The sequence below is a fragment of the Thiofilum flexile DSM 14609 genome, from assembly GCF_000380185.1.
GTDB classification, from domain to species: Bacteria; Pseudomonadota; Gammaproteobacteria; order Thiotrichales; family Thiotrichaceae; genus Thiofilum; species Thiofilum flexile.
Genome location: NZ_KB904746.1, coordinates 113821 through 138569, shown reverse-complemented (window position 1 = coordinate 138569; position 24749 = coordinate 113821). Strand labels below are relative to the sequence as shown.

The 24749-nt window shown below is 45.4% G+C and carries 24 protein-coding genes; 13 read left to right on the top strand and 11 right to left on the bottom strand.

From position 1 onward, the window contains the following. The first annotated feature begins 24 nt into the window (after positions 1–24). Positions 25–258 carry an antitoxin gene (locus A3IK_RS0100615; RefSeq protein WP_020558015.1) on the top strand — a complete coding sequence of 78 codons (234 nt, stop codon included), beginning with the start codon at positions 25–27 and terminating at the stop codon, positions 256–258. Continuing rightward, positions 255–677, top strand: a complete 423-nt coding sequence (gene vapC / locus A3IK_RS0100610; protein ID WP_020558014.1) for a type II toxin-antitoxin system tRNA(fMet)-specific endonuclease VapC — start codon at positions 255–257, stop codon at positions 675–677. Before A3IK_RS0100615 ends, vapC begins: the two co-directional genes overlap by 4 nt. Before the next feature lie 63 nt (positions 678–740). Here the strand turns inward: vapC and A3IK_RS0100605 are convergent, their stop codons facing one another. The 4 genes from A3IK_RS0100605 to A3IK_RS21870 form a co-directional block, all read right to left on the bottom strand. Then, a complete protein-coding gene (locus A3IK_RS0100605) occupies positions 741–1199 on the bottom strand; it encodes a pilin (RefSeq protein WP_020558013.1) in 459 nt (152 codons plus the stop codon). A gap of 216 nt (positions 1200–1415) precedes the next feature. Continuing rightward, positions 1416–2894, bottom strand: a complete 1479-nt coding sequence (locus tag A3IK_RS0100600) for a sigma-54-dependent transcriptional regulator (protein WP_026220756.1) — start codon at positions 2892–2894, stop codon at positions 1416–1418. Between the two features lie 18 nt (positions 2895–2912). Beyond that, positions 2913–4559 carry a two-component system sensor histidine kinase NtrB gene (locus A3IK_RS0100595; RefSeq protein WP_020558011.1) on the bottom strand — a complete coding sequence of 549 codons (1647 nt, stop codon included), beginning with the start codon at positions 4557–4559 and terminating at the stop codon, positions 2913–2915. Continuing rightward, on the bottom strand, positions 4517–4771 hold the full coding sequence (locus A3IK_RS21870) for a PP0621 family protein (protein ID WP_425425397.1): 255 nt from the start codon (positions 4769–4771) through the stop codon (positions 4517–4519). The genes A3IK_RS0100595 and A3IK_RS21870 overlap by 43 nt, the downstream gene beginning before the upstream one ends. Positions 4772–4831: 60 nt before the next feature. Between A3IK_RS21870 and A3IK_RS0100590 the strand changes: the two genes are divergently transcribed. Genes A3IK_RS0100590 through A3IK_RS18080 form a run of 3 tightly spaced genes read left to right on the top strand, consistent with a single transcriptional unit; the run spans position 4832 to position 8462 of the window. Beyond that, complete coding sequence (locus tag A3IK_RS0100590) at positions 4832–6472, top strand: NAD+ synthase (protein ID WP_020558010.1); 1641 nt, start codon at positions 4832–4834, stop codon at positions 6470–6472. Between the two features lie 28 nt (positions 6473–6500). Then, complete coding sequence (locus A3IK_RS0100585; protein WP_020558009.1) at positions 6501–6839, top strand: P-II family nitrogen regulator; 339 nt, start codon at positions 6501–6503, stop codon at positions 6837–6839. A gap of 6 nt (positions 6840–6845) precedes the next feature. Then, positions 6846–8462, top strand: a complete 1617-nt coding sequence (locus A3IK_RS18080; RefSeq protein WP_020558008.1) for a GNAT family N-acetyltransferase — start codon at positions 6846–6848, stop codon at positions 8460–8462. Positions 8463–8485: 23 nt separating this feature from the next. Here the strand turns inward: A3IK_RS18080 and A3IK_RS0100575 are convergent, their stop codons facing one another. From A3IK_RS0100575 to A3IK_RS0100565, 3 genes are all read right to left on the bottom strand, one after another. Further along, entirely contained in the window at positions 8486–8743 is a 258-nt protein-coding gene (locus A3IK_RS0100575; protein WP_040848415.1) for a hypothetical protein, read from the bottom strand. Positions 8744–8850: 107 nt separating this feature from the next. Further along, positions 8851–9708 carry a 3-hydroxybutyryl-CoA dehydrogenase gene (locus A3IK_RS0100570; protein ID WP_020558006.1) on the bottom strand — a complete coding sequence of 286 codons (858 nt, stop codon included), beginning with the start codon at positions 9706–9708 and terminating at the stop codon, positions 8851–8853. Positions 9709–9724: 16 nt separating this feature from the next. Continuing rightward, a complete protein-coding gene (locus tag A3IK_RS0100565; protein WP_026220755.1) occupies positions 9725–10180 on the bottom strand; it encodes a hypothetical protein in 456 nt (151 codons plus the stop codon). Between the two features lie 191 nt (positions 10181–10371). Between A3IK_RS0100565 and A3IK_RS0100560 the strand changes: the two genes are divergently transcribed. The 5 genes from A3IK_RS0100560 to A3IK_RS0100540 all read left to right on the top strand — a co-directional run bounded on the left by A3IK_RS0100560 (position 10372) and on the right by A3IK_RS0100540 (position 16809). Then, positions 10372–10812, top strand: a complete 441-nt coding sequence (locus tag A3IK_RS0100560) for a MerR family transcriptional regulator (protein WP_020558005.1) — start codon at positions 10372–10374, stop codon at positions 10810–10812. Between the two features lie 296 nt (positions 10813–11108). Further along, positions 11109–12272: an isovaleryl-CoA dehydrogenase gene (locus A3IK_RS0100555; RefSeq protein ID WP_020558004.1), complete on the top strand. Its 1164-nt coding sequence runs from the start codon at positions 11109–11111 to the stop codon at positions 12270–12272. A gap of 26 nt (positions 12273–12298) precedes the next feature. Further along, positions 12299–13906: a carboxyl transferase domain-containing protein gene (locus A3IK_RS0100550; RefSeq protein WP_020558003.1), complete on the top strand. Its 1608-nt coding sequence runs from the start codon at positions 12299–12301 to the stop codon at positions 13904–13906. A 10-nt stretch (positions 13907–13916) separates the two neighbouring features. Beyond that, positions 13917–15908: an acetyl-CoA carboxylase biotin carboxylase subunit gene (locus A3IK_RS0100545; RefSeq protein WP_020558002.1), complete on the top strand. Its 1992-nt coding sequence runs from the start codon at positions 13917–13919 to the stop codon at positions 15906–15908. A gap of 4 nt (positions 15909–15912) precedes the next feature. After that, positions 15913–16809 carry a hydroxymethylglutaryl-CoA lyase gene (locus tag A3IK_RS0100540; protein ID WP_020558001.1) on the top strand — a complete coding sequence of 299 codons (897 nt, stop codon included), beginning with the start codon at positions 15913–15915 and terminating at the stop codon, positions 16807–16809. Here A3IK_RS0100540 and A3IK_RS0100535 read toward each other — a convergent pair. After that, on the bottom strand, positions 16806–17639 hold the full coding sequence (locus tag A3IK_RS0100535; RefSeq protein ID WP_020558000.1) for an SWIM zinc finger family protein: 834 nt from the start codon (positions 17637–17639) through the stop codon (positions 16806–16808). The genes A3IK_RS0100540 and A3IK_RS0100535 overlap by 4 nt on opposite strands. 2 nt (positions 17640–17641) lie before the next feature. After that, complete coding sequence (locus A3IK_RS0100530) at positions 17642–20830, bottom strand: DEAD/DEAH box helicase (protein ID WP_020557999.1); 3189 nt, start codon at positions 20828–20830, stop codon at positions 17642–17644. A 164-nt stretch (positions 20831–20994) separates the two neighbouring features. On the opposite strand from A3IK_RS0100530, the gene A3IK_RS18075 reads away from it, so the two are divergent. Next, positions 20995–21309, top strand: coding sequence for a hypothetical protein (locus A3IK_RS18075; protein WP_110690208.1), 315 nt, complete (start codon positions 20995–20997; stop codon positions 21307–21309). A gap of 54 nt (positions 21310–21363) precedes the next feature. On the opposite strand, the gene A3IK_RS0100520 is transcribed toward A3IK_RS18075, so the two are convergent. Continuing rightward, positions 21364–21597: a hypothetical protein gene (locus tag A3IK_RS0100520; protein WP_020557997.1), complete on the bottom strand. Its 234-nt coding sequence runs from the start codon at positions 21595–21597 to the stop codon at positions 21364–21366. Positions 21598–21768: 171 nt separating this feature from the next. Continuing rightward, a complete protein-coding gene (locus A3IK_RS0100515) occupies positions 21769–22089 on the bottom strand; it encodes a hypothetical protein (protein ID WP_020557996.1) in 321 nt (106 codons plus the stop codon). Positions 22090–22329: 240 nt separating this feature from the next. Between A3IK_RS0100515 and ilvD the strand changes: the two genes are divergently transcribed. Together ilvD and yjgA are read left to right on the top strand one after the other, a co-directional pair. After that, the gene (gene ilvD, locus A3IK_RS0100510; RefSeq protein ID WP_020557995.1) at positions 22330–24186 is read left to right on the top strand and encodes a dihydroxy-acid dehydratase; all 1857 of its coding nucleotides are present in this window, start codon (positions 22330–22332) and stop codon (positions 24184–24186) included. After that, positions 24183–24680, top strand: a complete 498-nt coding sequence (yjgA, locus tag A3IK_RS0100505; protein ID WP_020557994.1) for a ribosome biogenesis factor YjgA — start codon at positions 24183–24185, stop codon at positions 24678–24680. Before ilvD ends, yjgA begins: the two co-directional genes overlap by 4 nt. Positions 24681–24749 lie beyond the last annotated feature (69 nt).

Sequence of the window (24749 nt, the reverse complement as noted above, 5' to 3'; positions counted from 1 at the left end):
GTATATATTTAAAAAGGAGAGATTATGCTAATCACTCGTGTATTTCAAAGCGGTAATTCTCAAGCTGTGCGTATCCCTAAGGAATTTCAGTTTGAGGAGTCTGAGGTAGAAATTTTTCGCCGAGGAGATGAAATTATTTTGCGTCGTCGAGTAGATACCTTAGGTGATGTGTTGGATATTTTTGCCGCTTTTCCTGATGATTTTATGGCAGAAGGCCGACAGGATGTGCCTCCTCAAGAGCGGAATTTTGAACAATGAAGGCGTGTTATTTACTAGATACGGATATGTGTATCTATTTAAAAAATAGGCGACCTCCACAGATTGCAGAACGTTTTCGTACCTTAAAACAAGGCACTATTGTGATCTCTATGATTACTTATGGTGAGTTGATCAATGGCGCATTAAAAAGTAATCAGCCAGAAGCTGCCTTACATAATTTGCGGTTACTGAGTGAGCGTTTGCCAGTGCAACCTTTGTCGATTGAGGTTGCTCAACATTATGGTACGTTACGAAGTCGCCTAGAAAAACAAGGTTTACCTATCGGTGGAAATGATATGTGGATTGCGGCTCATGCTTTAGCTCTGGATTTGATCTTGGTGACTAATAATACTCAGGAGTTTGAACGGGTAGAGGGTTTAAAGATTGAGAATTGGCTGTTAGATAGATTGCCACATTAGAACGCTGAATAAATAAAAAAGGGTTCTCAGTTGAGAACCCCTTTGAGTGCCTAGGCCTAGAGCTTATGGACGGCAAGTAGCTGGGCGATATTTCACATCAAGATCACCACTTTTATCACCAGAACAACTCCAAGTGATAGAACCCTGCTTTGTTACATCTGTATCGACAGTTGGGGTAAGAATTAAGGTTGCAACCTTAGTCTCATCACCAGTTATTTTTTGGTTGTAAGTAATGGTAATAATACCATCTGCTACCTCAACACTTGTTACAGCATTACCATGAATATCTTCAGGGTCTGCTGCTAAACCGGCTGCAGCATTATCAGCAGGCCAAGAGCCTTTGTCAGCATAATATTCAGTAACAGCCATCTTAGCGGCACCTGCTAAGCTTAAGCCTTCTGATACGTGAGCGCGTTTGGTGTAGTCTTGGTAAGCAGGTAAAGCAATCGCTGCTAAAATACCGATAATCGCAACTACAATCATTAACTCGATTAACGTAAAACCTTTTTGTGCATTTTTCATCATTATATTCCCAAATTAGAATTATTTATTGTTGAGAGTCTTAAAATTTTTGAGAGACATTTACCCTATTGCACAGAGCATGCCAACTCTTTTGAAGAGTCTAAATGGTTGTTTTATATTATATTTGTAATAGTCCCCTATAATGGTTAGTTTTTATTTATTAAAATCATTTGTCACTATATGACAATTCTATGTCACCCTTGTCAGAACGTAACCTTAACGAACATCTAAATCATACTTTTGAATGCGATAACGTAATTGCCTAAAACTCATCCCTAATAATTCCGCTGCCTTCGTGCGATTCCAACGAGTTTGATCTAATGCTTTTAGAATAATGGCCTTTTCATCGGCTTCGCTTCCGCCCGGATTCCATTGCAAACTCGGATCAGCATCATTCTCGTCTAAGTCCATATCCGTAGTATGAGATTGATTATCCTCATAAAGCGCTTCATGGCTTGAAAGTTTTGCAGTTAAGCTCGCTGCGATAGCACTGATATGGGTTTGATTCGGCAGAATAGCTTGTGGTAGTTGTAAATCCTCCGGTTCAATGGTGTTGTTGTCACATAAAGTACAAGCCCGTTCGAGGATATTTTCCAGCTCGCGCACATTGCCGGGGAAGTCATAACTTTGTAGGGCTTTACGGGCAGAGGCTGCCAATTTAATCGGCGGCATAGTCCAACGTTGCGCAATTTTTCGTAAAAAATAATCAGCTAATAATAAAATATCATCCCCGCGTTCACGCAGTGGTGGCACTTTAAGCTTAATGACATTGAGACGGTAATATAAATCTTGCCGGAAGCGACCGGCTGCTACCTCATGTTCAAGGCTTTTATGGGTAGCACTTAAAATACGTACATCCACCGGCATTTCAGCTAAACCCCCGACAGGTTTTATCGCTCGTTCTTGAATTGCCCGTAGTAATTTCACCTGCATAGTTAGGGGTAAATCGGCTACTTCATCGAGAAAGAGTGTGCCTTGATGCGCGGCTTGGAAGAGGCCAATTTTGTCCGTCATCGCTCCGGTAAAGCTGCCTTTTTTATGCCCAAAGAATTCGCTTTCAACCAGATTCTCAGGAATAGCACCACAGTTGACGGGAACAAAAGGAGCCTCTTTGCGCGGGCTTTGTAGGTGGATTTGATGCGCGACTAGCTCTTTACCACTGCCCGATTCGCCGTGAATATAGACGGGTGCTTGGCTGCGGGCTAGTTTGGTAATGGTGGCTTTGAGCTGTTGCATAGCTTCAGAGCGCCCTAAAATGCGGCTTTGCTCACCGGTATCAGGCTCGACTTCGGCAGTCGGCGTAATGGATTCGGACGTGTTTTGTTGAGCGGATAATTTCAGGGCGGTTTGAATTAACTCTCGCAGTTTAGGCAAGTTTACGGGTTTAGAGACAAAGTCGAACGCCCCCGATTTTAATGCTTCAATCGCAGTATCCATGCTACCAAATGCAGTAATCACCGCAACTGGCAAGTGTGGCTGCTCTTTTTGAATAAAGCGCACAATATCAATGCCACTGCCATCAGGTAGTTTCATATCGGTGAGGCAGAGGTCAAAGCGCGTTTGCTTAAGGTGTTCTAGTGCCTCAGTGACATTGCCTGCGGTAACCGTATCCAAACCCATCCGTAATAGCGTGATTTCGAGTAACTCACGAATGTCAGGTTCGTCATCAATAATGAGTACGCGTTGTGGTGTCATAATTTTAATATTCGTCAATTAGCGATGCGCACGGGAGAAAACAATCCGAAAGCAACTGCCTCCGGTCGGTAAGGCGACATATTCCAAGTTAGCACCATTACTTAAACACAATTCACGCGACATAAACAACCCTAATCCCGTACCTCTGGTACTAGTGGTAAAAAAAGGTTCAAATAAGCGTTGGCGCAAGTCTTCAGGAATGCCGCGACCATTATCAATAATATTTAACATCACATCCCGTGTATGAGTCGGTGTACCGCCTTGTATATCTAAATGTAATTTGGCAGGCGTATCATGGGCATACTTTAAGGCATTACGGCATAGGTTCCACATCACTTGATGCAGATGTGCCGGGTCAAACTCAATAGTGGTATCCGCAGGCTCAATAAAAAGCGCAATTTGATCGCGTTGCAACTGGCTTTGAATTAAAAAATCCCGCAAAAATTCGTTTAACCACGGCTTTAATGCGATGCGCTCCCGCTTAGGGTGTTTTTTGCGCGATAAGTTCAGCACACTTTCAATGGTAATATTCATGCGCTTAGCATTAGATTGAATAATTTGTAAGAGACGCTTATCCGCCAGATCGAGAGGAGACTCACCCATGAGTTGTGCAGCATGACTAATTGCTCCTAAAGGATTGCGAATTTCATGGGCAATACTCGCGGTGAGTTGACCTAGAGATGCTAATTTAACGCCTTGTAGCTTTTCACGTTGTTCGCTGGTGTCCTCAATACTAATGAGCGTGGTTTGTCGTGCTTGACTCCCCATTTGGGTAAAGCGGGCGCGTAATTCGGTGGTGTGTTGATGGCGTATATCAAAACTTGCTGGGCGGGGACTGATTTTTTCGAGCCAATGTTGCAGATGATGATTTAATTCTGGTGCAAATACGGCTAATGGTTTACTGCGCCAATTGCCCGGATTACCTAATAAATCCCAAGCCGCTGCATTCATATGGCGAATCACGCCGGTATGCTCCACCACCACAATACCCGATTCAAGACGATCTAAAATCGACTGATTCAGTTGTGAGAGATTCGCCAAATCTACCCCACGGCGTTGGGCTAGGGAGGCCATTTCACTCGCCTTGCGTATCCAGCGATTCCCCAACCAACTGGCTAATAAAATAAAGGCTGCCAAAATGCCACTATGTGTCAAGGAGGAGGAATCACTTTTATGTAAATCAGAGGCTAAAACAATCTCCATACCGATTAAACAAATGCCCGTAATCGCCGCCAGCAAAATAGAGTAATGTCCGGGGACACAAATATAGGGAATGAGTACCGGAATGACTAATAACACGCCTAAGCCAACATTTACCCCACCACTGCTATAGAGCAAACCTAATAAAATAGCGATATCAAATAACACATAGAGTACGCCTTGAATGGCTAACTCCGGCCATTCAAAGTAAGTGCTCAGATTGCTAATAATGGCAATAATCAAATAGCTTGCCGCCAGCCACGAAAATAGGTGTGGATCATGGGTGCCTAGTTTAATGGCATTGTGTTCGGTAACGACGGTTAATAATAATAATCCTGCCAACGCCAGACGATAGACATGATATAAACGTAGTAAATTCCACGGATCATCATGGAGAAAAAAAGGTGCTATATGCTCATGACCTACTGCTGGCTCTTCATGAGACGTGCGTGCTCCAGACAACAAAAGAACCGGCCCCCCTCTGCAACAGCCTCAGGCTCAGGAATATGCAAGCTACAATAAGTACAGCGCACCATCTGCTGAGGTGGCGATTTTTGCTGAGTAGTAGCTGATTTATCCAGAGTGTTTTTTTGAATAAGTTTCTTGCGTTGCCATGATTTTAACAATAGATAACCAACTGCCAGCAGAACAATAATAAAAATGATACGGCTTATCATGATGTTTAAAGGAGATTCCGGTATAGTCTGAAGATCTTCATACTACTACTGAATCGAACCGTGCAAAATAATAATCCTAAACTACGTATTGCGCTTGCTCAGCTCAATGTCTGTGTAGCCGATGTTAAGGGCAATGTCGCCCTCGTCACTGAAGCCATTCAGCAAGCCCAAGCCGCCCAAGCACAAGTACTCCTGTTACCCGAATTAGTCCTCGCAGGCTATGCACAGGATGATTTAGTGTTGCGCCCCGATTTTATGCAGCAAATGGAGCAAAGTGTACATGCTTTGGCACAAATCGCGCCGGAGCTTTGGGTGATTATAGGTGTACCCTTAATGCGTGAGGGCAAGATTCGGAATGCCGCCTGTGTGTTAAAGGGGGGGGAGGTTGTCCACGAATACTTTAAGCAAAAACTGCCTAATTACCATGTCTTTGATGAAAAGCGCTGGTTTATTGAAGGTGATGAGACCTGTGTCATTGATATAGACGGTGTTAAAGCGGGTATTTTGATTTGTGAAGATATTTGGCACGATGAGCCTGTTGATAAAGCAAAACAAGCTGGTGCTGAGGTGATTTTAAGCCTAAATGCCTCACCTTTTCGTTATGACAAGCAATTTGAGCGGCGGCAGTTATTTATCAATCATGCTAAGCGTACTCAATTACCCTTTGCCTATGTCAATTTAGTTGGCGGACAAGATGAGCTGGTATTTGATGGTGCCTCTATGCTGTCCGATCCTAGCGGCAAAACGATTTATCAAGCGCCCATTCTCAAGCCCCATTTTGAGGTCATTGATTGGGAGTTTACCCGCACCGATTTACCTGAGGCTCCCTTTCCTTATACGGTAGAGGAGCAGGTTTATCAGGCTCTGGTGCTGGGCGTGCAGGATTATGTGCGTAAAAATGGCTTTAAAAAGGTTTTATTAGGATTATCGGGTGGGATTGATTCGGCATTAACTCTCGCCATTGCCGCCGATGCCTTAGGGGCTGAACATGTGACCGCCATTATGATGCCTTTTCGCTATACCGCCGCTATGAGTCAAGAAGATGCGGCTAAGCAAGCGCAAATCATGGGGGTGGAATATCATAATTTACCCATTGAAGACACTTTCAAAGCCTTTGAAGCCACACTTGCCCCTGTGTTTGCCGGTAAAAAAGCGGATGTGACCGAGGAAAATCTACAAGCGCGGATTCGTGGGGTATTGTTAATGGCGATGTCGAATAAATTCGGCAGTTTATTATTAGCCACTAGTAATAAAAGCGAGACAGCAGTCGGGTATGCCACACTATATGGCGATATGGCAGGGGCGTTTTCCCCCTTAAAGGATGTATATAAAACCCTCGTGTATCGTTTAGCGCAATACCGCAATTCATTAGGCACGACACCGATTATTCCCGAACGGGTGATTACCCGTCCCCCTTCTGCGGAATTAGCACCCGGACAGGTAGATCAGGATTCTTTACCGCCGTATGATGTATTAGATGAAATTTTACGCCGCTTTATGGAGCTAAATGAGCCATTAGAGGCGATTGTTGCCGCAGGGTTTGAGCGCGAAACTGTTCGACGTGTGGTCAATTTAGTGTTATTGAATGAGTATAAACGTCGCCAAGCCTCGCCCGGAGTGCGGATTACGGTTCGAGCTTTTGGTAAAGATTGGCGCTATCCCATGACTTCAGGTTGGCGACGTAATTTGCCTTTAGTATAAAGAAGATAAAGTTAATTGAGGAGTGACTATGAAACTGATACAAGCGATTATTAAGCCCTTTAAACTCGATGATGTACGTGAAGCACTCACCGAGATTGGGATCACGGGGATGACCGCCATTGAAGTTAAAGGATTTGGACGGCAAAAAGGCCATACTGAGCTTTATCGTGGAGCGGAGTATGTGGTCGATTTTCTGCCAAAAATCAAACTAGAAATTGTGACTACCGACGATAAAGTTGAAGCAGTGATTGATGCTATTTTAAAAGCTGCGCAGACCAGCAAAATTGGAGATGGCAAAATTTTCGTATTACCCGTGGATCAAGCTATTCGTATTCGCACGGGTGAAGCAGGCGCGGATGCCGTTTAGGGTAAAATGCAGCGGCGTATCTGGGTGCTCAGTGGTACACATGACTGGTGTCAACAAACCGCGCACTACTTACTGAGTACTCATGATCCTAAGGCTATTAGATGGATACCTATCCACAAAGCGCCTAGTGTTTTAGGGCTAACCTTAGATGCATTAGTGTTTGATGCCCATCAAGGACTAGATAGTAATGCGCTAGCCCTCAGTGCGGGTACGACTCGTGGTGGTGGAGTATTAATAGTACTCACTCCCGCTTTGCAAGAGTGGGCAAATTTTCCAGACCCCGACTATAAGCGTTTTATTCCCTATCTATTTGAAACAGCTCCTATACAAGGGCGTTTTATCCAGCGTTTTCTAGCCTATTGGCAATCCTGTGCTGCTATTAATTGGCTAGATACAAGTACACCTTTGCCTACACCATTAAATCCAGCCCCTATGGTTATTAATAACTGGCAATTCACTCAGGATCAAACGCAAGCACTTAAGCAGTTAAAAACACACGAGGGGATTAGTTTAATATTAGCTGATCGGGGGCGGGGTAAATCCACTGTATTAGGTGCATTAGCGGCTCAGTTAACTAGTGAGGGGTTAAAAGTTTTAATTACTGCCCCACGTAAAAGTGCTATTCAAGCCTTAGAGACAGAATATTATAAAACACAAAATAGCCCACTCAATTTTTTAGCTCCAGATGAGTTATTACAAACCTTAGCACCTAGTCAGGTATTAATGGTGGATGAGGCGGCGAGTATTCCTATTCCGCTCTTACTACAAATGTGCGACCACTATTCACGAGTCATTTATGCCACGACAGTACAAGGGTATGAGGGCAGTGGACGTGGTTTTATTTTAAAATTTAAAAAACGATTAGCAGAGCATCATGCAAATTGGCAATTGATTACACTGAAGCAGCCAGTGCGCTGGGCTAGTGATGATGACTTAGAGGCACTATTAAATAATTCACTATTATTAGGGCAGAGTAATTTACAAGAGCATAAAGCTTCATATGATAAGAGTCGCTCTTTATATTATCGAGTCGTGACTCAAGCTGAGTTATTAGATAATGAGCAACTATTACAAAAAATATTTCTTTTATTAGTAAACGCCCATTATCAAACTCGCCCTTCTGATTTACGCCAGCTCTTAGATGCACCTAATGTTTCAGTACATATTCTCATGCAGGATCATGAGGTATTAGCAGTAGCTTTATTATCACGAGAAGGTGGTTTTGACCCAGCAATGACTCAGTGGGTATTAGAGGGTAAACGGCGACCACAAGGGCATTTGTTGCCGCAAACTTTAACTTGGCATGCAAAAATTCCACGAGCGGCTGAATTAAGCTGTGAGCGCATTATGCGTATTGCGGTATTGGATCAATATCAGGGGCAGGGATTAGGTCAGTATTTAGTGGGCTATTTAATTGACTATGCAAGGCAAAAACAAGTGGATTATATGGGGGTGAGTTATGCTGCGACACCTGAGCTAATTCGGTTTTGGGAACAATTAGGTTTTGCATTAATACGTAAAGGCTTTAAACGTGATAGGGCGAGCGGAGCTTATGCCGCCGTGCAGGTACTCACATTAAATACCCGCGCGGCAGAAGTGTTAACTCAAACTATAAGCCATTGAGTCTCTAAGCTTATAGTTTTGTGTTAGCGCCAATGACGGGGTGGCATTGGGCGACAGCCCTTACCATAACAGCCGCCACGGGGTGGTAAGGGGCGGGCATAGCGCGGGTTATAATAACGCGGGCCATAGCCATAATAAGGACGATGATGACCACGACCATAGATCGGAGTGGCGACCGTCACACTAGCATAGGCGGGGCCATGATAGGGATCGTTACAACCCGTCATAAACAAGGCTAAGCCAAGGGGAGCTACTAGAGCAGCAAAGGTTTTAAGTTTCATGATTTTTACCTTTTCAATCACTTCTGTTACTTGACTTAGACGCTTAGGAGAATACATCTGCTCAAACTAAATGGATATTAGGATGGGTTAAATACTACCCCTTACTCTTATTTCTGCTCATAGACATAAAAACCACGTCCTGTTTTGCGTCCTAGATAACCGGCATCTACCATACGGCGCAGTAAAGGGCAGGGATTATATTTACCATGACCAAAACCCTCATGAAGTATTTCCATAATCGTTAGGCAAGTATCTAAACCGATTAAGTCAGCCAGTGTTAAAGGCCCCATAGGATGACCCATGCCTAGTTTCATAATCTCATCAATGGCCTCAGCAGTCGCCACCCCTTCATATAAAGTATAAATAGCCTCATTAATCATTGGCATTAAAATCCGATTAGAGACAAAGCCCACACTATCATTCACCGTAACAGGCGTTTTTTCGATACTTTTGGCTAAATCGGTGACGATTTGATAAGTCATTTCACTGGTTTGTAAAGCGCGAATAATCTCGACCAAATTCATGATCGGAACGGGATTCATAAAGTGCATACCGATTACTTTATCGGGGCGCTTCGTTTCACGCGCAATACGTGTTAAGGAAATAGAGGAGGTATTAGAGGCCAAGAGTGTGCTGGGTTTACAAATACTATCTAAACGGCGGAATAAATCGGCTTTTATTTCCAAACGCTCACTAGCAGCCTCCACCACAATATCAACATCAGCTAAGGCTTTTAATTCTGTGGTAGGCTTAATATTAGCTAATATGCTTGATTTTTGATCTGTTGTAATCGATTCTTTTTTAATAAGGCGCTCTAGGCCCGTGTCAATGGTTTTTAGACCTCGGTTAATAATGGTTTCATTGAGGTCATTTAATACTACTTTAAAGCCATACATAGCAAACACCTGAGCAATACCATTACCCATTGTCCCCGAACCAATAACACCGATAGTTTTAATAGACATGTTTAGCTCCTACATATTACGACGCTATTGACCATTGAGGATGTGTAAGGCATGAGAACGTTGCCCTAGCGAGCAGTGCTGCTGCGACTAACATCGTAAAAATCTCTTGATTATCAATAACCGCTTGTTTAATAGTATTTAAGGCAGAATCTGAATAAGCTAAACGTTTAATTTGACTTTGTTTTTCTCTATCATGGGTGCAAGCCGATTCAGTTTTACACGCTTCCAACCCTACAGGGTTAGTAAAAGTATGACCCCTAACGGTGGGTAAACTGCCCTCATATTTTTTATACTCATAGTAGTACATAGATTCATTTTTAATTTTACCACGCAGATAGTCAGTTTCCATAGCACCTAATACAGTAACTCGTGCAATAGGGCATTCAAGCCCACTTAATGCCTTGATAAGTCTTATATTTGATAGGGTATTTTGTGGGGAGTGAATACCTAAAACCGTAGGTAATACCGACATAGTAAGCAGCTGTCCCTAGCGTTGGGTGGTAGGTATGCAAATATAAAAGTTGAAGGTGGTTTAAACAAGTGTCAACTGTGCTATTTGCGCTATGCAATCGTTTGTTATAAATTATCTTACGTTAACGTAAGCGTCAAATTTTTTAAATTTAGTTTAACCATCCTAGTTAAATTCACGGATGTTGTGCAAGCATGGAACCAAAAACCTATACCATTTCGGATTTGGCTAAGACATATGATGTGACTCCGCGAGCCATTCGGTTATATGAAGAACTCGGCTTATTAGCGCCCATAAGGGATGGTAATCGACGTATTTATTCTGATCGAGATCGAGTGCGCCTACGTTTAGTTTTGCGAGCTAAGCGTATTGGGATCAGTCTTGCAGAGGCCAAAGAGCTATTTGATCTTTATGATTCTAATCAATTAGGTGCTCATCTACCACATGATCAATCGGGTGAGATCAAACAGCTAAAATATTTATTGACCAAACTAGACGAGCGTTTAGAGTCCCTGAAACAACAGCGTTATGATGTGGATATGTCCATTGCTGAAATTGAGCGTGTTTATAATAGAGCAACCGCTACTTTAAAGATTCTAGAAGGTGATGATTCTTCAGGTACTTCATTAACCTAAAGACTTAAATGCAATAAATAACGACCCTAGCGATTGTATTTTAATTGACGCTTACGTAAGTGCAATCTAAGATGATTAACTGATAGTTAAATCAATCAGCCTAACTACCTTTTTAATTCAACTAAAAAAATGATAGTAAGTAGGTATATCAAAGTAATTGGGTATTTCTTACGCAGTCGCTGTGAATACATCCTTGTACGCTACAAGGCGGCATTCATGCCGCCAAGACTGCTCCAGAAATACCCAATTACTTTGGCTCAAGTACTTAGTAACGCTAGAGAAGGAGAAGGTTAATCATGAGTTATTATCCTACTTTAAACTTTGCTCTAGGGGGAACGATAGAGCTATTGCGCGATGCAGTACGTGACTTTGCGAGTGCTAAAATTGCCCCTCTTGCCGCAGAAGTGGATCGTTTGAATGAGTTCCCTAATCAGCTTTGGCCTGAGTTTGGTGCAATGGGCTTATTAGGGATTACTGCGCCTGAGGAGTATGGTGGCAGTGGTATGAGTTATCTGGCTCATATTGTGGCGATGGAAGAAATTAGCCGCGCCTCCGCGTCCATCGGTTTGAGCTATGGCGCACACTCTAATCTCTGCGTGAATCAAATTAATCGTCATGGCACCGAAACCCAAAAACAAAAATACCTACCCAAACTGATTAGTGGTGAGCATATTGGTGCTTTAGCCATGTCTGAGCCGAATGCGGGTTCAGATGTTGTGAGTATGCGGATGCGGGCTGAGAAAAGAGGGGATAAGTATATCCTCAATGGCACGAAAATGTGGATTACCAATGGCCCTGATGCGCATGTCATTGTGGTGTATGCCAAAACCGATCCGCAAGCAGGCTCTAAGGGTATGACGGCCTTTATTGTAGAAAAAAGCTTTGGTTTTACAGTAGCACAAAAGCTCGACAAGTTAGGCATGCGCGGCTCGAATACGGGAGAGCTAGTATTCGAGGATGTTGAAGTACCTGAGGACAATGTACTCGGTCAAGTGGGGCGCGGGGCAGCGGTATTAATGAGTGGTCTTGACTATGAGCGAGCCGTTTTAGCGGGCGGGCCTTTAGGCATTATGCAAGCCTGTATGGATGTGGTGCTTCCCTATATTCATGAGCGTAAACAGTTTGGGCAAAGCATTGGTGAGTTTCAGCTCATTCAAGGCAAATTGGCGGATATGTATACCACACTCAATGCTTGCAAAGCCTATGTGTATGCAGTCGGAGCAGCCTGTGATCGTGGTGAAACAACCCGCAAAGATGCAGCAGGGGCGATCTTATATTCCGCTGAAAAGGCTACTCAAATGGCGCTCGATGCCATTCAAATTCTGGGGGGAAATGGTTATATGAATGACTATCCGACCGGACGCCTATTGCGTGATGCTAAGCTCTATGAAATAGGTGCGGGGACTTCCGAAATTCGGCGTATGCTGATTGGGCGCGAGTTATTTAATGAAACCCACTAACGGGTGACACTATAAGGGGGGAGATCATGGCTATACTCAGCAGCACAGTGAATCCACGTTCCGAAGAATTCCGTCTCAATGCCGCCCATATGCAAACTCAGGTAGATGATTTATATGCCAAGGTTGCACAGCTTAGTTTAGGGGGCGGGGAAAAAGCGCGACAAAAACATCTAGAGCGCGGCAAGTTATTACCTCGTGAACGTATCCAACTACTCCTCGATAAAGGCTCACCGTTTTTAGAACTATCTCAATTCGCCGCTTTTGGTTTATACAATAATGAAGTACCCGCAGCGGGTATTATTATCGGCATTGGCCGTGTAAGTGGGCAAGAGTGTATGGTGGTAGCCAATGATGCCACCGTAAAAGGTGGGACTTACTTCCCTTTGACTGTCAAAAAGCATTTACGTGCTCAAGCGATAGCCCTTGAAAATCACTTACCCTGTATTTATTTGGTCGATTCTGGTGGGGCCTTTTTGCCCCTACAAGATGAGGTTTTTCCAGATCGAGAACACTTTGGGCGCATTTTTTATAATCAAGCCACGATGTCTGCTTTAGGTATTCCACAAATTGCGGTCGTGATGGGGTCTTGTACGGCAGGAGGTGCCTATGTGCCTGCTATGTGTGATCAAAGCATTATTGTCAAAGAGCAAGGGACTATCTTTCTAGGTGGCCCACCGCTAGTACGCGCGGCAACGGGGGAAGTCGTCAGTGCCGAAGAGCTAGGGGGTGCTGATACCCATGCCCGTATTTCAGGGGTTGCTGATTATTATGCTTTAAATGATACCCATGCACTCTCTATGGTGCGTGAGATGGTCACTCATCTGAATCGGGTCAAAAAGCCTACTATAGCGCTAAAGCCGCCGCGTGATCCCTTGTACTCATCAGCAGAGTTATATGGCCTTATTCCTACCGATGCCCGTAAGCCCTTTGATAGTCGTGAGGTGATTGCACGCCTAGTGGATGGTAGTGAGTTTGATGAATTTAAAAAACTCTATGGTAGTACCCTGATCTGTGGCTTTGCTCATATTCATGGCTATCCAGTCGGGATAGTAGCTAATAATGGTATTTTGTTTTCAGAGTCAGCACTCAAAGGAGCACATTTCATCGAACTGTGCGCTCAGCGCAAAATCCCACTGGTTTTTTTACAAAATATTACCGGTTTTATGGTCGGTAAGAAGGCCGAACAGGGTGGGATTGCTAAAGACGGTGCCAAAATGGTGACAGCAGTAGCCTGTGCCAAAGTCCCTAAATTCACCGTGATTATTGGCGGGAGTTTTGGAGCGGGTAACTATGCTATGTGTGGACGAGCCTATGGGGCACGATTTTTATGGATGTGGCCGAATGCCCGTATTTCAGTCATGGGTGGAGAGCAAGCCGCAAAAGTATTGAGCCAAGTACGCAGTGATACCTTAGAGGCTCAAGGTAAAAGTTGGAGTGCAGAAGAGCAAGCCGAATTTGAGCGCCCCCTACGTGAGCAATATGAAAACCAAGGACACCCGTATTATGCTAGTGCTCGCCTCTGGGATGATGGGATTATTGACCCCAAAGATACCCGTCGCGTATTGGCACTAGGTTTATCTACCGCCCTCAATGCCCCGATTGAAGAGACGCCTTTTGGCGTATTCAGGATGTAAGGAGATCATCATGTTTACTAAAATCCTGATAGCTAATCGTGGTGAAATTGCCTGTCGTATTGCCCGCACCGCTCGCCGCTTGGGGATAAAAACCGTTGCAGTCTACTCTACAGCAGATGCTAGGGCTGAACACGTTAAGGTCTGCGATGAAGCCTATTGGATTGGTGAAGCTGCAGCTACTGAGAGCTATTTGCGTGGGGATAAAATTTTAGAAATTGCTCACATAACAGGAGCGCAAGCTATACATCCGGGCTATGGTTTTTTGTCTGAAAATGCCGAGTTTGCTGAAGCGTGTCAAGCCGCCGGTGTGGTATTCATCGGGCCTCCGACCTCAGCGATTATTGCGATGGGGTTAAAAAGTGAGTCCAAGCGCTTAATGGCAAACGCACAGGTTCCGCTTGTGCCGGGCTATCACGGTGCTGATCAATCCCCAGAGCTATTACGTGAGCAATCACAAGCCATTGGCTACCCCCAATTGATTAAAGCCAGTGCCGGTGGGGGCGGTAAGGGTATGCGCATAGTCCAATCATTGGACGAGTTTGATGCTGCATTAGCCGCTGCTAAACGTGAAGCGATAGCATCGTTTGGTAATGATGCCGTACTCATTGAGCGTTATTTGGTAAATCCGCGCCATATAGAGCTGCAAGTATTTGCCGATACGCAGGGTAATGTTGTCCATCTATTTGAGCGTGATTGCTCCATTCAACGTCGCCATCAAAAAGTCATGGAGGAGGCACCTGCACCGCATATGAAACCAGCACTACGTCATGCGATGGGACAAGCGGCTATTAATGCGGCTAAGGCTATTGCTTATGTGGGGGCTGGAACCGTGGAGTTTTTGCTGGATCAAAGCGGTGAGTTTTTCTTTATGGAGATGAATACCCGTTTACAGGTTGAGCATCCCGTGACTGAAATGATTTCAGGGCAAGATTTGGTTGAGTGGCAATTACGTGTGGCTAATGGTGAGCCACTCCCTTTGACGCAAGAACAATTAAAAATCAACGGTCATGCGTTTGAAGTGCGTATTTATGCCGAAACACCGGAGCACGATTTTTTACCCTCAACGGGTACCGTACAAGTATTGATTACCCCTGACACTAATCACTCAGTACGTATTGATACGGGTATCAGAGCGGGGGATGAGGTCAGTCTGTTTTATGATCCTATGCTGGCTAAATTGATTGTATGGGGGGCAGATCGCACACAGGCATTGCAACGGTTACAAGCCGCACTGAGTCATTACTATATGGGGGGCTTGAATACTAATCTGGCGTTTTTAGGCCAGCTTGCACGTAATCCAGACTTTGTGGCAGGTAGCGTCCATACAGGTTTTATTGAGCAGCATAGGGCAGAGTTATTCCCTGCACCTAGTACACCACCGGATGAAGTCATGGCAGCAGCCGTAGTGCGTGAGCTAGCTCATAGGCAAACCCTATCATCACAGACACAAAGCCAAACCTTAGACCCTCATTCCCCTTGGGCGCTAGCGGATGCTTGGTGGGTGAATCAATTACCTATTGATACCTTTACCTTTCAAATCGGTGAAGCACTTTACCCCATGCAGGGAGTGAAACGGAGTGAGGCTTATTATGTGCAGCTAGCTACGGGTGAAAAGCTTTTACGCGGGGAGTGTATTGGGGGTGATGAATGGCAAATCGTACTGGGGCAAAAAACGTATCGTATTCGGATTGTGCCTGTGGAGAGTGCTTGGTTAGTGTTTTGGGAGGGGCGAGTATGGCAGTTGCATGTCTATGATCCTCTACAGGCAGTCAATGAGCACACTATACCGAGCGGTGGGTTAACGGCTCCTATGCCGGGGGTAGTGTTGGAGCTATTGGTCAAAGTGGGTGATCCGGTCAAAGCGGGGACAGCATTAGTGATCATGGTTGCCATGAAAATGGAGCACACCATAACCTCACCACAAGATGGTAGCGTGCAGGCCATTTATTTCCAAGTCGGTGATCAGGTCAAAGAGGGTGATACCTTATTGAGCTTGGAGTAAGACGATGAGTTTACCCATCTATGTCAAAATCGTCGAAGTTGGTGCACGCGATGGTTTGCAAAATGAACCTACCCTAGTACCGATTGAGATCAAAATAGCCCTAGTTGAAAAGCTGGTCGAGGCCGGATTATCCGTGGTAGAAGTGGGGAGTTTTGTCTCACCTAAATGGGTGCCGCAAATGACGGGTAGTAGCGAGGTGTATACCAGCATCCCAAAGCATGAGGGTGTGAGTTATCCCATGTTGGTACCCAATGCTAAGGGTATGGCTGAAGCGCTGGCAGCGGGGGTAAAAGATATCGCTATCTTTGCCGCTGCCTCAGAAACCTTCACCCAGAAAAATATTAATTGCAGCATTAGCGAGAGTCTAGAGCGCTTTCAAGTCGTGATGGAGCAAGCTAAAGCCCATGAGGTGAGAGTGCGGGGCTATGTATCGTGTGTATTAGGCTGTCCGTATGAGGGGGATATTGCGGTTAGCAAAGTGGTAGAAGTCGCTAGTGCTTTGTATCACATGGGCTGCTATGAAATATCACTAGGGGACACGATTGGGGTAGGTACGCCTTTAAAAGCGCAACGTATGATTGATGCAGTTACCCAACAGATTCCCATAGAACATTTAGCCGCACACTTTCATGATACCTATGGGCAGGGTCTCGCCAACCTATTGGCAGTGATGCAGCTCGGTATCTCTGTGATTGATAGCTCTATTGCTGGTTTGGGGGGGTGCCCCTATGCTAAGGGGGCGAGTGGCAATGTGGCGACTGAAGATGTGCTCTATATGCTCAATGGTATGGGTATTGAAACAGGTGTGGATTTAACCCAATTACTCCTCGCTAGCCGGTATATTGCAGACTATTTAGGTCGCTCACCGGCTTCTAAGGTCGCTAGGGCTTTAATGCCTTAAAACACTCCTTTATTTTTTTTGATCATCAAGTCATAGACCTCCTCCATCGCGCTAATAAATGAATTATTACGGGTCCAAAAAGCTGGATAATCTCCCGCCTTTTTCAACAATACCGCAGAAGTGACGGCTTGGGTTTGGGTGCTTACTAGTGGTAGTGCTTGTTGCCCGTGCCAAAAGGTTTTTAAACTGGGATTATTTAATGAAACGGTTTGGGGGGCGGTATAGCGCTGGGTGTGATAGATCAGTGGGAGTTGCTGATCGGCACGTTGATCGAGTAGAGCCTGTCCTAAAGGGGATTGAGCGAGCTTTTCTTGCAGTTTGGTTATATCCATGCCGCGTAATTGGAAAACTAAGAGCGGGTCACGATCTAAGAGCGAGGCAATTTTATAATAGACCCCCGCTACATGCTTACAAGGCGAGGCATAATCAGGACAAGAGCATTCACTAATCAGGTCATCCCGCCTTTTAGGTAACAGCTCAAGCCCTTTTTGAGAAAAAATATCCTCAATATGATTCGGCACTTCCCCTAATAATAATTGCGACAAACACGCCGCATTCTCACTAATCAACGCTACTAACTGCTCCCAGTCTTTGGCTGAGAAGGTTTTGAGTTGTACGCTGGTTTTGTACTGTGGCTCTTTGTAAACGCCGAAATAGGGGTTCACATTACCGCGCACGGTGGCAGTGATCTTAGTGCCCTCAATCGTAAAGGTTAATAAACGATTGGGCCCGGCATAACTACGCCCCCGCGCTAAGCGCCCGCTATCCATACTAATGGAGAGCACATTGAGGAATTTCTCACCCCACCAAGTTCGAGTTAAGCTTGCCATCGTTAAGCCTCCATAATCGTGGTGCGATTGAGCTGAATTAGTTGATAAAAGGCAGCATTATCCATTTCAGTCAGCCAGGTTTCATCAGTGCCTACAATGCTATCGGCGAGTGCTTTTTTATCAGTAATCATTTGATCAATGCGCTCCTCTAACGTGCCGAGCGTTACCATTTTGTGAGCAAATACCGTTTTTTGTTGCCCAATACGATAGGCACGATCAGTAGCCTGATTTTCCACTGCGGGGTTCCACCAGCGATCAAAATGAAACACATGATTAGCGCGGGTGAGGGTAATACCGACACCACCGGCTTTTAACGAGAGGATAAAAATACCGGCGGGGGTATCGGGGTCTTGGAAGGCTTCAATCATTTGCTCGCGTTGTTTGCGGCTGGTCGCACCGTGCAGATAATAGATGGGGCAGGCGTATTTTTCGCGTAAGGTTTTTTCGAGCTGGCTGCCTATTTCAGTAAATTGAGTAAATAGCAGCATACTATCCCCCGCCTCTAATGCTTCCTCTAACATCTCCTGTACCCGTGCTAGTTTATGCGAGCGCTCAGCACTAAAAACACTCCCATCTTGTAGGAATTGAGCGGGATGATTACAGATTTGTTTCAGGCGCAACAGTGTAGATAGGATTAAGCCCCGACGCTGCATCCCTTCAACTTCTTCTAGTTTACGTTGTACCTCATCCACCGTAGCTTGGTAGAGCGTGGCTTGTTCTTGGGTGAGATTACAATACACGTTTTGTTCTAATTTATCGGGTAGATCACTAATAATGGATTTATCCGTTTTAAGCCGCCGTAAAATAAAAGGCTGCACGAGGCGTTGTAATTGTTGGGAGCGTTGAATATCGCCCTCGCGTTGAATTGGGGTTTCATAAGCCCGTTTAAACTGAGTGGCCGCCCCTAAATATCCCGGATTTAAAAAGTGAAATAAAGACCACATATCCATGAGGCGGTTTTCTATAGGTGTGCCGGTCATAGCGATACGATGGGGGGCATTGAGGCTATAAATCGCCTTGGCTTGGGCGGATTTAGGGTTTTTAATGTTTTGAGCCTCATCAATAATAACGCGTTGCCAAGGCTGCTTTTTGAGGAGTTCACTGTCTTTGCGGGCAATGGTAAAGGAGGTAATAATCACCTGATGTGCCGCGACATTAGCCTTAAAGTCGGCCGCTACTGTGCTGCGTTTACTGCCATGATGAATCAGGCTACTCAATGATGGGGCAAATTTTTGTAATTCCTTTTGCCAGTTACTTAAGACCGAAGTCGGCGCAATCAAGAGAGTAGGCGCTAATTTTTGTTCGGGTTTACGCTGAGCCTGTTCGTGTAGTAATAGGGCAATCACCTGAATAGTTTTACCTAAGCCCATATCATCGGCTAGACAAGGATTGAGCCCTAATGCTTCTTGGGTAGCGAGCCATGATAGTCCTTGCTTTTGATAGGGTCTAAGCTGTCCTTGTAATCCTTGTGGGTTGTCTAGTAGATCGGTGGCACGCGGTTGCTGTAGGCGGGTGAGTATATCGTTTAGGGCTTCGTCGAATACAAATTCAGTCATTTGCTCATTGGCTTCGGCGCGTTGCTTGAGCATGTCTTGGAGGGAGATAGGGGTAATCTCACCTTGCTCTTGTTGGCGCATGAGTTGCAGTAACTCATCCATATGCTCTCGATCTAGCTCCATCCATTCGCCGCGAAACTGGACGAGAGGGGTTTTAGCATTGACTAGGTTTTGCCATTCTTGCTTACTGACGGTTTCATCACCAATCGATAGTTCATAACGGTATTGCACGAGATCAGGTAGTGAAAAATAACCCTTAGCACTGTTTTGATCGGCGGCTGCTTTCGTTTTACCACTTGCTTTTATGCGTAAACGGGCGCGTTTACGGCCTTGGGGTGTCCACCAGCTAGGTAGTACAATTTTAAAACCTGTAGCTTCTAAGAGGAGGGCATCATTTTTAAGAAATTCATATGCCCCCTCAAGATTTAATGGTAAGCCATCGGGTTTTGAGGATTCTAAGGCCTGCCATAAAACCGGACACATACGCGCAGCATGCCCCATACTGACGAGGAGCTTGCGCTCAAATTGTTGTCCGAAGTGTTTATACCATTGTTTTTGTTCAGTACTAGACAAAGCCCACCAATCGGCTAGATCAATTTTCAATGAGGGGTCTTGGCTAGATTCGACAAAAAAGTTTAGCCACCAAGTGCTATCGCGACTCGTTTCATCTGAGGTTTGTAGCCGTAGTCCGAGGATAAAGTCTTGGCCTTGAGCGCTATTACTCAGTAAGGCTTGTTGCCAAGCATGCCACTGTCGCCATTCCTCTAAACTGAGGCCACTCTGTATCAGGGTTGAGCCAAAGTTATCGAAGAGCCACGTATCAGCAAGCTGCTTGCTGGCTTTTAGGGTTAGGGGGGTATTTTTGGCGAGCAGATTGATTTGCTGTTCGGAAAAATGACGCAACAGCGTGATAGGTTCCCAGCCTTGGAGAGATGCAGGCGGGTGGGATTGAGGCGGCTGAGTGTCATAGGTGGTGCATACTAATGGCATGGCATTAGCGAAATCGACTAAACCTTGTTCATAAATACCCACCTCAGCCGGTGCCCAACCAGTATAAAAATTGAAATGAGTTGGGGGCGTTTTGCTTTTTTTGGGGGCATTAGTTTGAGGACATTGCAGTATCGGGATGAATTGGTGCTGCCGTATTACATTGCGCAATTGTTGGGCGTATTGAATCCAAAACAATAGATCCGCTCCAAACCGTATCCCAGTCGGTAGAAAGTGCATAGCAAATTGTAATTCACGCAGAAAATATAAGGGCTGTGCGATGCTAAGCCCTTGAATAGTCCAGCTTTGCCAATGGTAGTCATCAGGGGGATAATGTCCGGTGAGCTGAGCCATTTCCATACTAGGTAAAGGAGACGCTTGTTTGTCTTCTGTAATGCTAGGTAGGGTGGCATAAAAGCGCAGGGCGGGTGCTACGTTGGGTAACAGCAGATCTTTATATACCGTAAGCTCACTCGTAAACCACTCTCTTAGTTCATCAGGTTGGGCTAAATGAAACGGGTGTTCATGAGGCTGTTTTTTACGCTTTGAGCGAGTCGCTGTTTCGACCCATACTACTAGTTGCCCATTATTATCAAACTCATGGGGGGTGATAGGAGAGGGTATCCATGTGCCATGACAGACATCCATAATCGACTCTTTATATACAAAAAATAATCAAAAGTAGGACTTGAATTATTTTAGCTAGTAGCTGTGCCCAGTAAAACTTTTACTATAGCTTTGATGAGACGCAATGCGCACTAACCCTTCAGTCGCATACTAAACCTATTTCAATATATCAGGTGGTGCGACCCGTGAGTAGCAAAACACTGATCCGCATAATGTATCTCGTGATTGGCATAGGTTTAGTCATGATTGCGGTAGGGGTGAGCCTAATCCTCTTTACAGATATTCCCATTAAACAAGGTGTAGCGGGGATTATGTTAGTGGCGGGGTTGATTGCAGGTGGTTTGTTTTTATCCTTACCTGCCAAATTATACCTAACCCTACAATTGATGCGCATGAATGACGAGCGTCTCCACGCTGAGCGCCAACACCGATCTGGCTCATTAGCAGCGGACACCTTGAAAAGTGAGTACACTGTACGAATGGATAAAGGTGCAAAATGAAAAGTAGTCAACCGACATTAATGCAGGATTTAGGGTGTCCATGTCGTTGCTCCTTCAAGCTAAGAATTTATAGGCAGTATATCCGGTTACAGGTACAGCTAGCTCTTCGATTGCTTGACGTTCACTGTTACCCTCATTACGGAAGGTGACAGTTGTGGTGTGCTGGCGTTGTTGAACAATTACGTCCTTTGTTGCAAGTGTGGTGTCGTTTTTCTCATCACGGTGAAAGGCAACTCCAGATTTGAAAGTGGCTTTTTCAATCCCCATTGCACCAAAAATGGCTGTCATTTCCTGTGCTTGAGCAACCGCGAGGTTGAGATCGCCTTTGGAGTTCGGAATCTCGCTAAAAGGAGCAATCTTTATTTCTTCAGACAGGAAGGCTCCTATTATTTATTTGGTGTGCTGATTCGCTAGTATCTGAATTGAGCGGTGCGGCCGCAGTTGAATGGGCTTGGCACTTTATCCTTCACGTGTCAGCTCTTCGAGTCGACGTCTGACCTCTTCCGTTCGGATGAAAGGAGCAAGCACTGGCCATTGCTGGAATGATTGTTGATAGAGAAAAACAAAGCCTGTTGTGAATCCAAGCGCCACAGCGACACCTGCCACAATATAGACGACAGCGCCACCACACGGAGCAATCTGAAGCAAGGCGATGCCTGCCGCGACAAGCAAGAGCCAGTTGGCGAAGGCAAGCAAGCGTGCGCGACGTAATCCGCTTGGACTGTCCTCAGCCCGTTTGATGAGAGCGGTGAGTAAGCGTACCTCTTCGGTGCGAGTCATGAGTATGGCGAAACCTAACAGGTTATTAGACAGAATCCTTGTATAACATATTAGTCCAGACTCCGTCTATGCCATCAAAAAAAGCGGTCTATCTTTTTTATAGAGGATTCCATTGAATGACGAGCGTCTGCAAGCCCAGCGCCAAAACACCCACGCACAAAAAGGCATGTGACGATAACCATAGGGCGGGTTAGAATACTATTTTTAGTGTTTTGTACCGATTGGTTTTAGGAGTTTTCCATGCCCGTTTACCGTTCCCGCACCTCAACAGGTGGTCGCAATATGGCTGGCGCTCGTGCGCTCTGGCGTGCCACTGGCATGAAAGATGAAGATTTTAGTAAACCGATTATTGCGATTGCGAATTCTTTTACCCAGTTTGTGCCGGGTCATGTGCATTTAAAAGACTTAGGCCAATTAGTCGCGCGTGAAATTGAAGCCTTCGGTGGGGTGGCTAAGGAGTTTAATACCATTGCCGTGGATGATGGGATTGCCATGGGACACAGCGGTATGTTGTATTCCCTACCCTCACGCGAAGTCATTTCTGATGCGGTAGAGTATATGGTCAATGCGCATTGTGCCGATGCCATTGTGTGTATTTCTAACTGCGACAAGATTACCCCCGGCATGCTCAATGCCGCTATGCGCCTTAATATCCCTGTAGTGTTTGTTTCAGGCGGCCCGATGGAGTCTGGCAAGGCTTTGATCTCAGGTAAGATGGTTAAGCTTGATCTAGTGGATGCTATGGTCTCAGCCGCTAATCCGAATGAAAGCGATGAAAACGTTAATAAAATGGAACGCTCGGCTTGTCCTACCTGTGGTTCTTGTTCGGGGATGTTTACTGCAAACTCCATGAACTGTTTAACCGAGGCATTAGGTTTGAGTTTGCCCGGTAATGGTTCGTTACTGGCGACCCATGCGGATCGTGAAGAGCTATTCAAACGTGCTGGACGTTTAGCGGTTGAATTAGCCAAGCGTTATTATGAGCAAGGCGATGAATCCGCCTTACCGCGTTCGATTGCGACCTTTGAAGCCTTTGAAAATGCCATGTGCTTAGATATTGCCATGGGTGGTTCGACCAACACCGTACTGCATTTATTAGCCGCTGCGCGTGAAGGAGAGGTGCATTTTACCGTAGCAGATATTGATCGTCTGAGCCGTAAAGTCCCCAATTTAAGTAAAGTAGCCCCTTCCACTCAGCTCTATCATATGGAAGACGTACACCGTGCCGGTGGGGTAATGGGCTTATTAGGTGAGCTAGATCGCGCTGGATTGATTCATCGGGAGTGTAAAACGGTACATAGTCCTACTATGGGCGATGCCTTAGATCAATGGGATATTATGCGTAACCCCTCTGAGGCTGTGACGACATTTTATAAAGCAGCGCCCGGCAATGTACCAACTCAAGTAGCGTTCTCCCAAAATAAGCGTTGGGATAGTTTAGATAATGATCGGGCTAAGGGCTGTATTCGTAGCAAAGAGCATGCTTACTCCCAAGATGGTGGTTTAGCGGTGTTATTTGGCAATATTGCTGAAGAAGGTTGTGTGGTTAAAACCGCCGGTGTCGATGCTAGTATTTTAAAATTTTCAGGCCCCGCGCGGATTTTTGAATCCCAAGATGACGCGGTCGAGGCGATTTTGGGGGATAAAATTAAAGCCGGTGATGTGGTATTGATTCGCTATGAAGGGCCACGCGGTGGGCCGGGTATGCAAGAGATGCTATATCCGACTTCTTATTTAAAATCCAAAGGTCTAGGTAAGGCTTGCGCCTTGATTACCGATGGACGCTTTTCGGGGGGGACATCGGGGCTATCGATTGGTCACGTTTCGCCAGAAGCTGCAGAGGGTGGTGCCATTGGATTGGTACGAGAAGGGGATATGATTGATATTGATATCCCTAATCGTAAGATTGAATTGCGCGTTAGTTTTGCTGAATTAGCGGCTCGCCGTGATGAGATGGACTCATTAGGAGCCAAAGCGTGGAAGCCTGTTAATCGTGAGCGTTATGTGAGTGCCGCTTTAAAAGCGTATGCCGCAATGACAACCTCAGCCTCTCACGGTGCAGTACGGGATGTCACCCAATTGGAGCGTAAAGCGTGAATGAAATAGATGAAGCCCCCGATGAGTTTAGCCGTCAAAAGCGTAAAAACGAGGTCGAGGCTTGGCAGCACGCAGGTGAACGCTTAATCAAATTAAGCGAGGCTCAGCTCAAGCAATTGGAGCTACCCGAAGAGATTTATGATGCCGTGATTGAGGCTAAGCGTCTGACTAGTAATGGTGCTATTCGGCGGCAGCGGCAATATATCGGGCGTTTAATGCGCGAGGATGAAGATCCTGATGGGATTGTGGCACGTCTACAAGCCCTAGAGGGTAGTGCGCGTAATCAAGTGGCTAAGCTACATATGATTGAGCGTTGGCGTGATCGCCTGCTAGCCGATGAGGAAGTGTTAGGCGAGTTGATTGATGCCTATCCAGAGGTGGATACGCAACGTGTCCGCACACTCATTCGTAATGCCCAAAAAGAATTAGCCCAAGCTAAACCCCCCAAAAGTAGTCGAGAGTTATTTGCCCTATTACGGGAATTAATGCTCTAAATCTATTCATCTCATCCGCTCCCCTTTTTTCACACGAATAAAAGGGGAGTACTTATGACCGTCTGACAA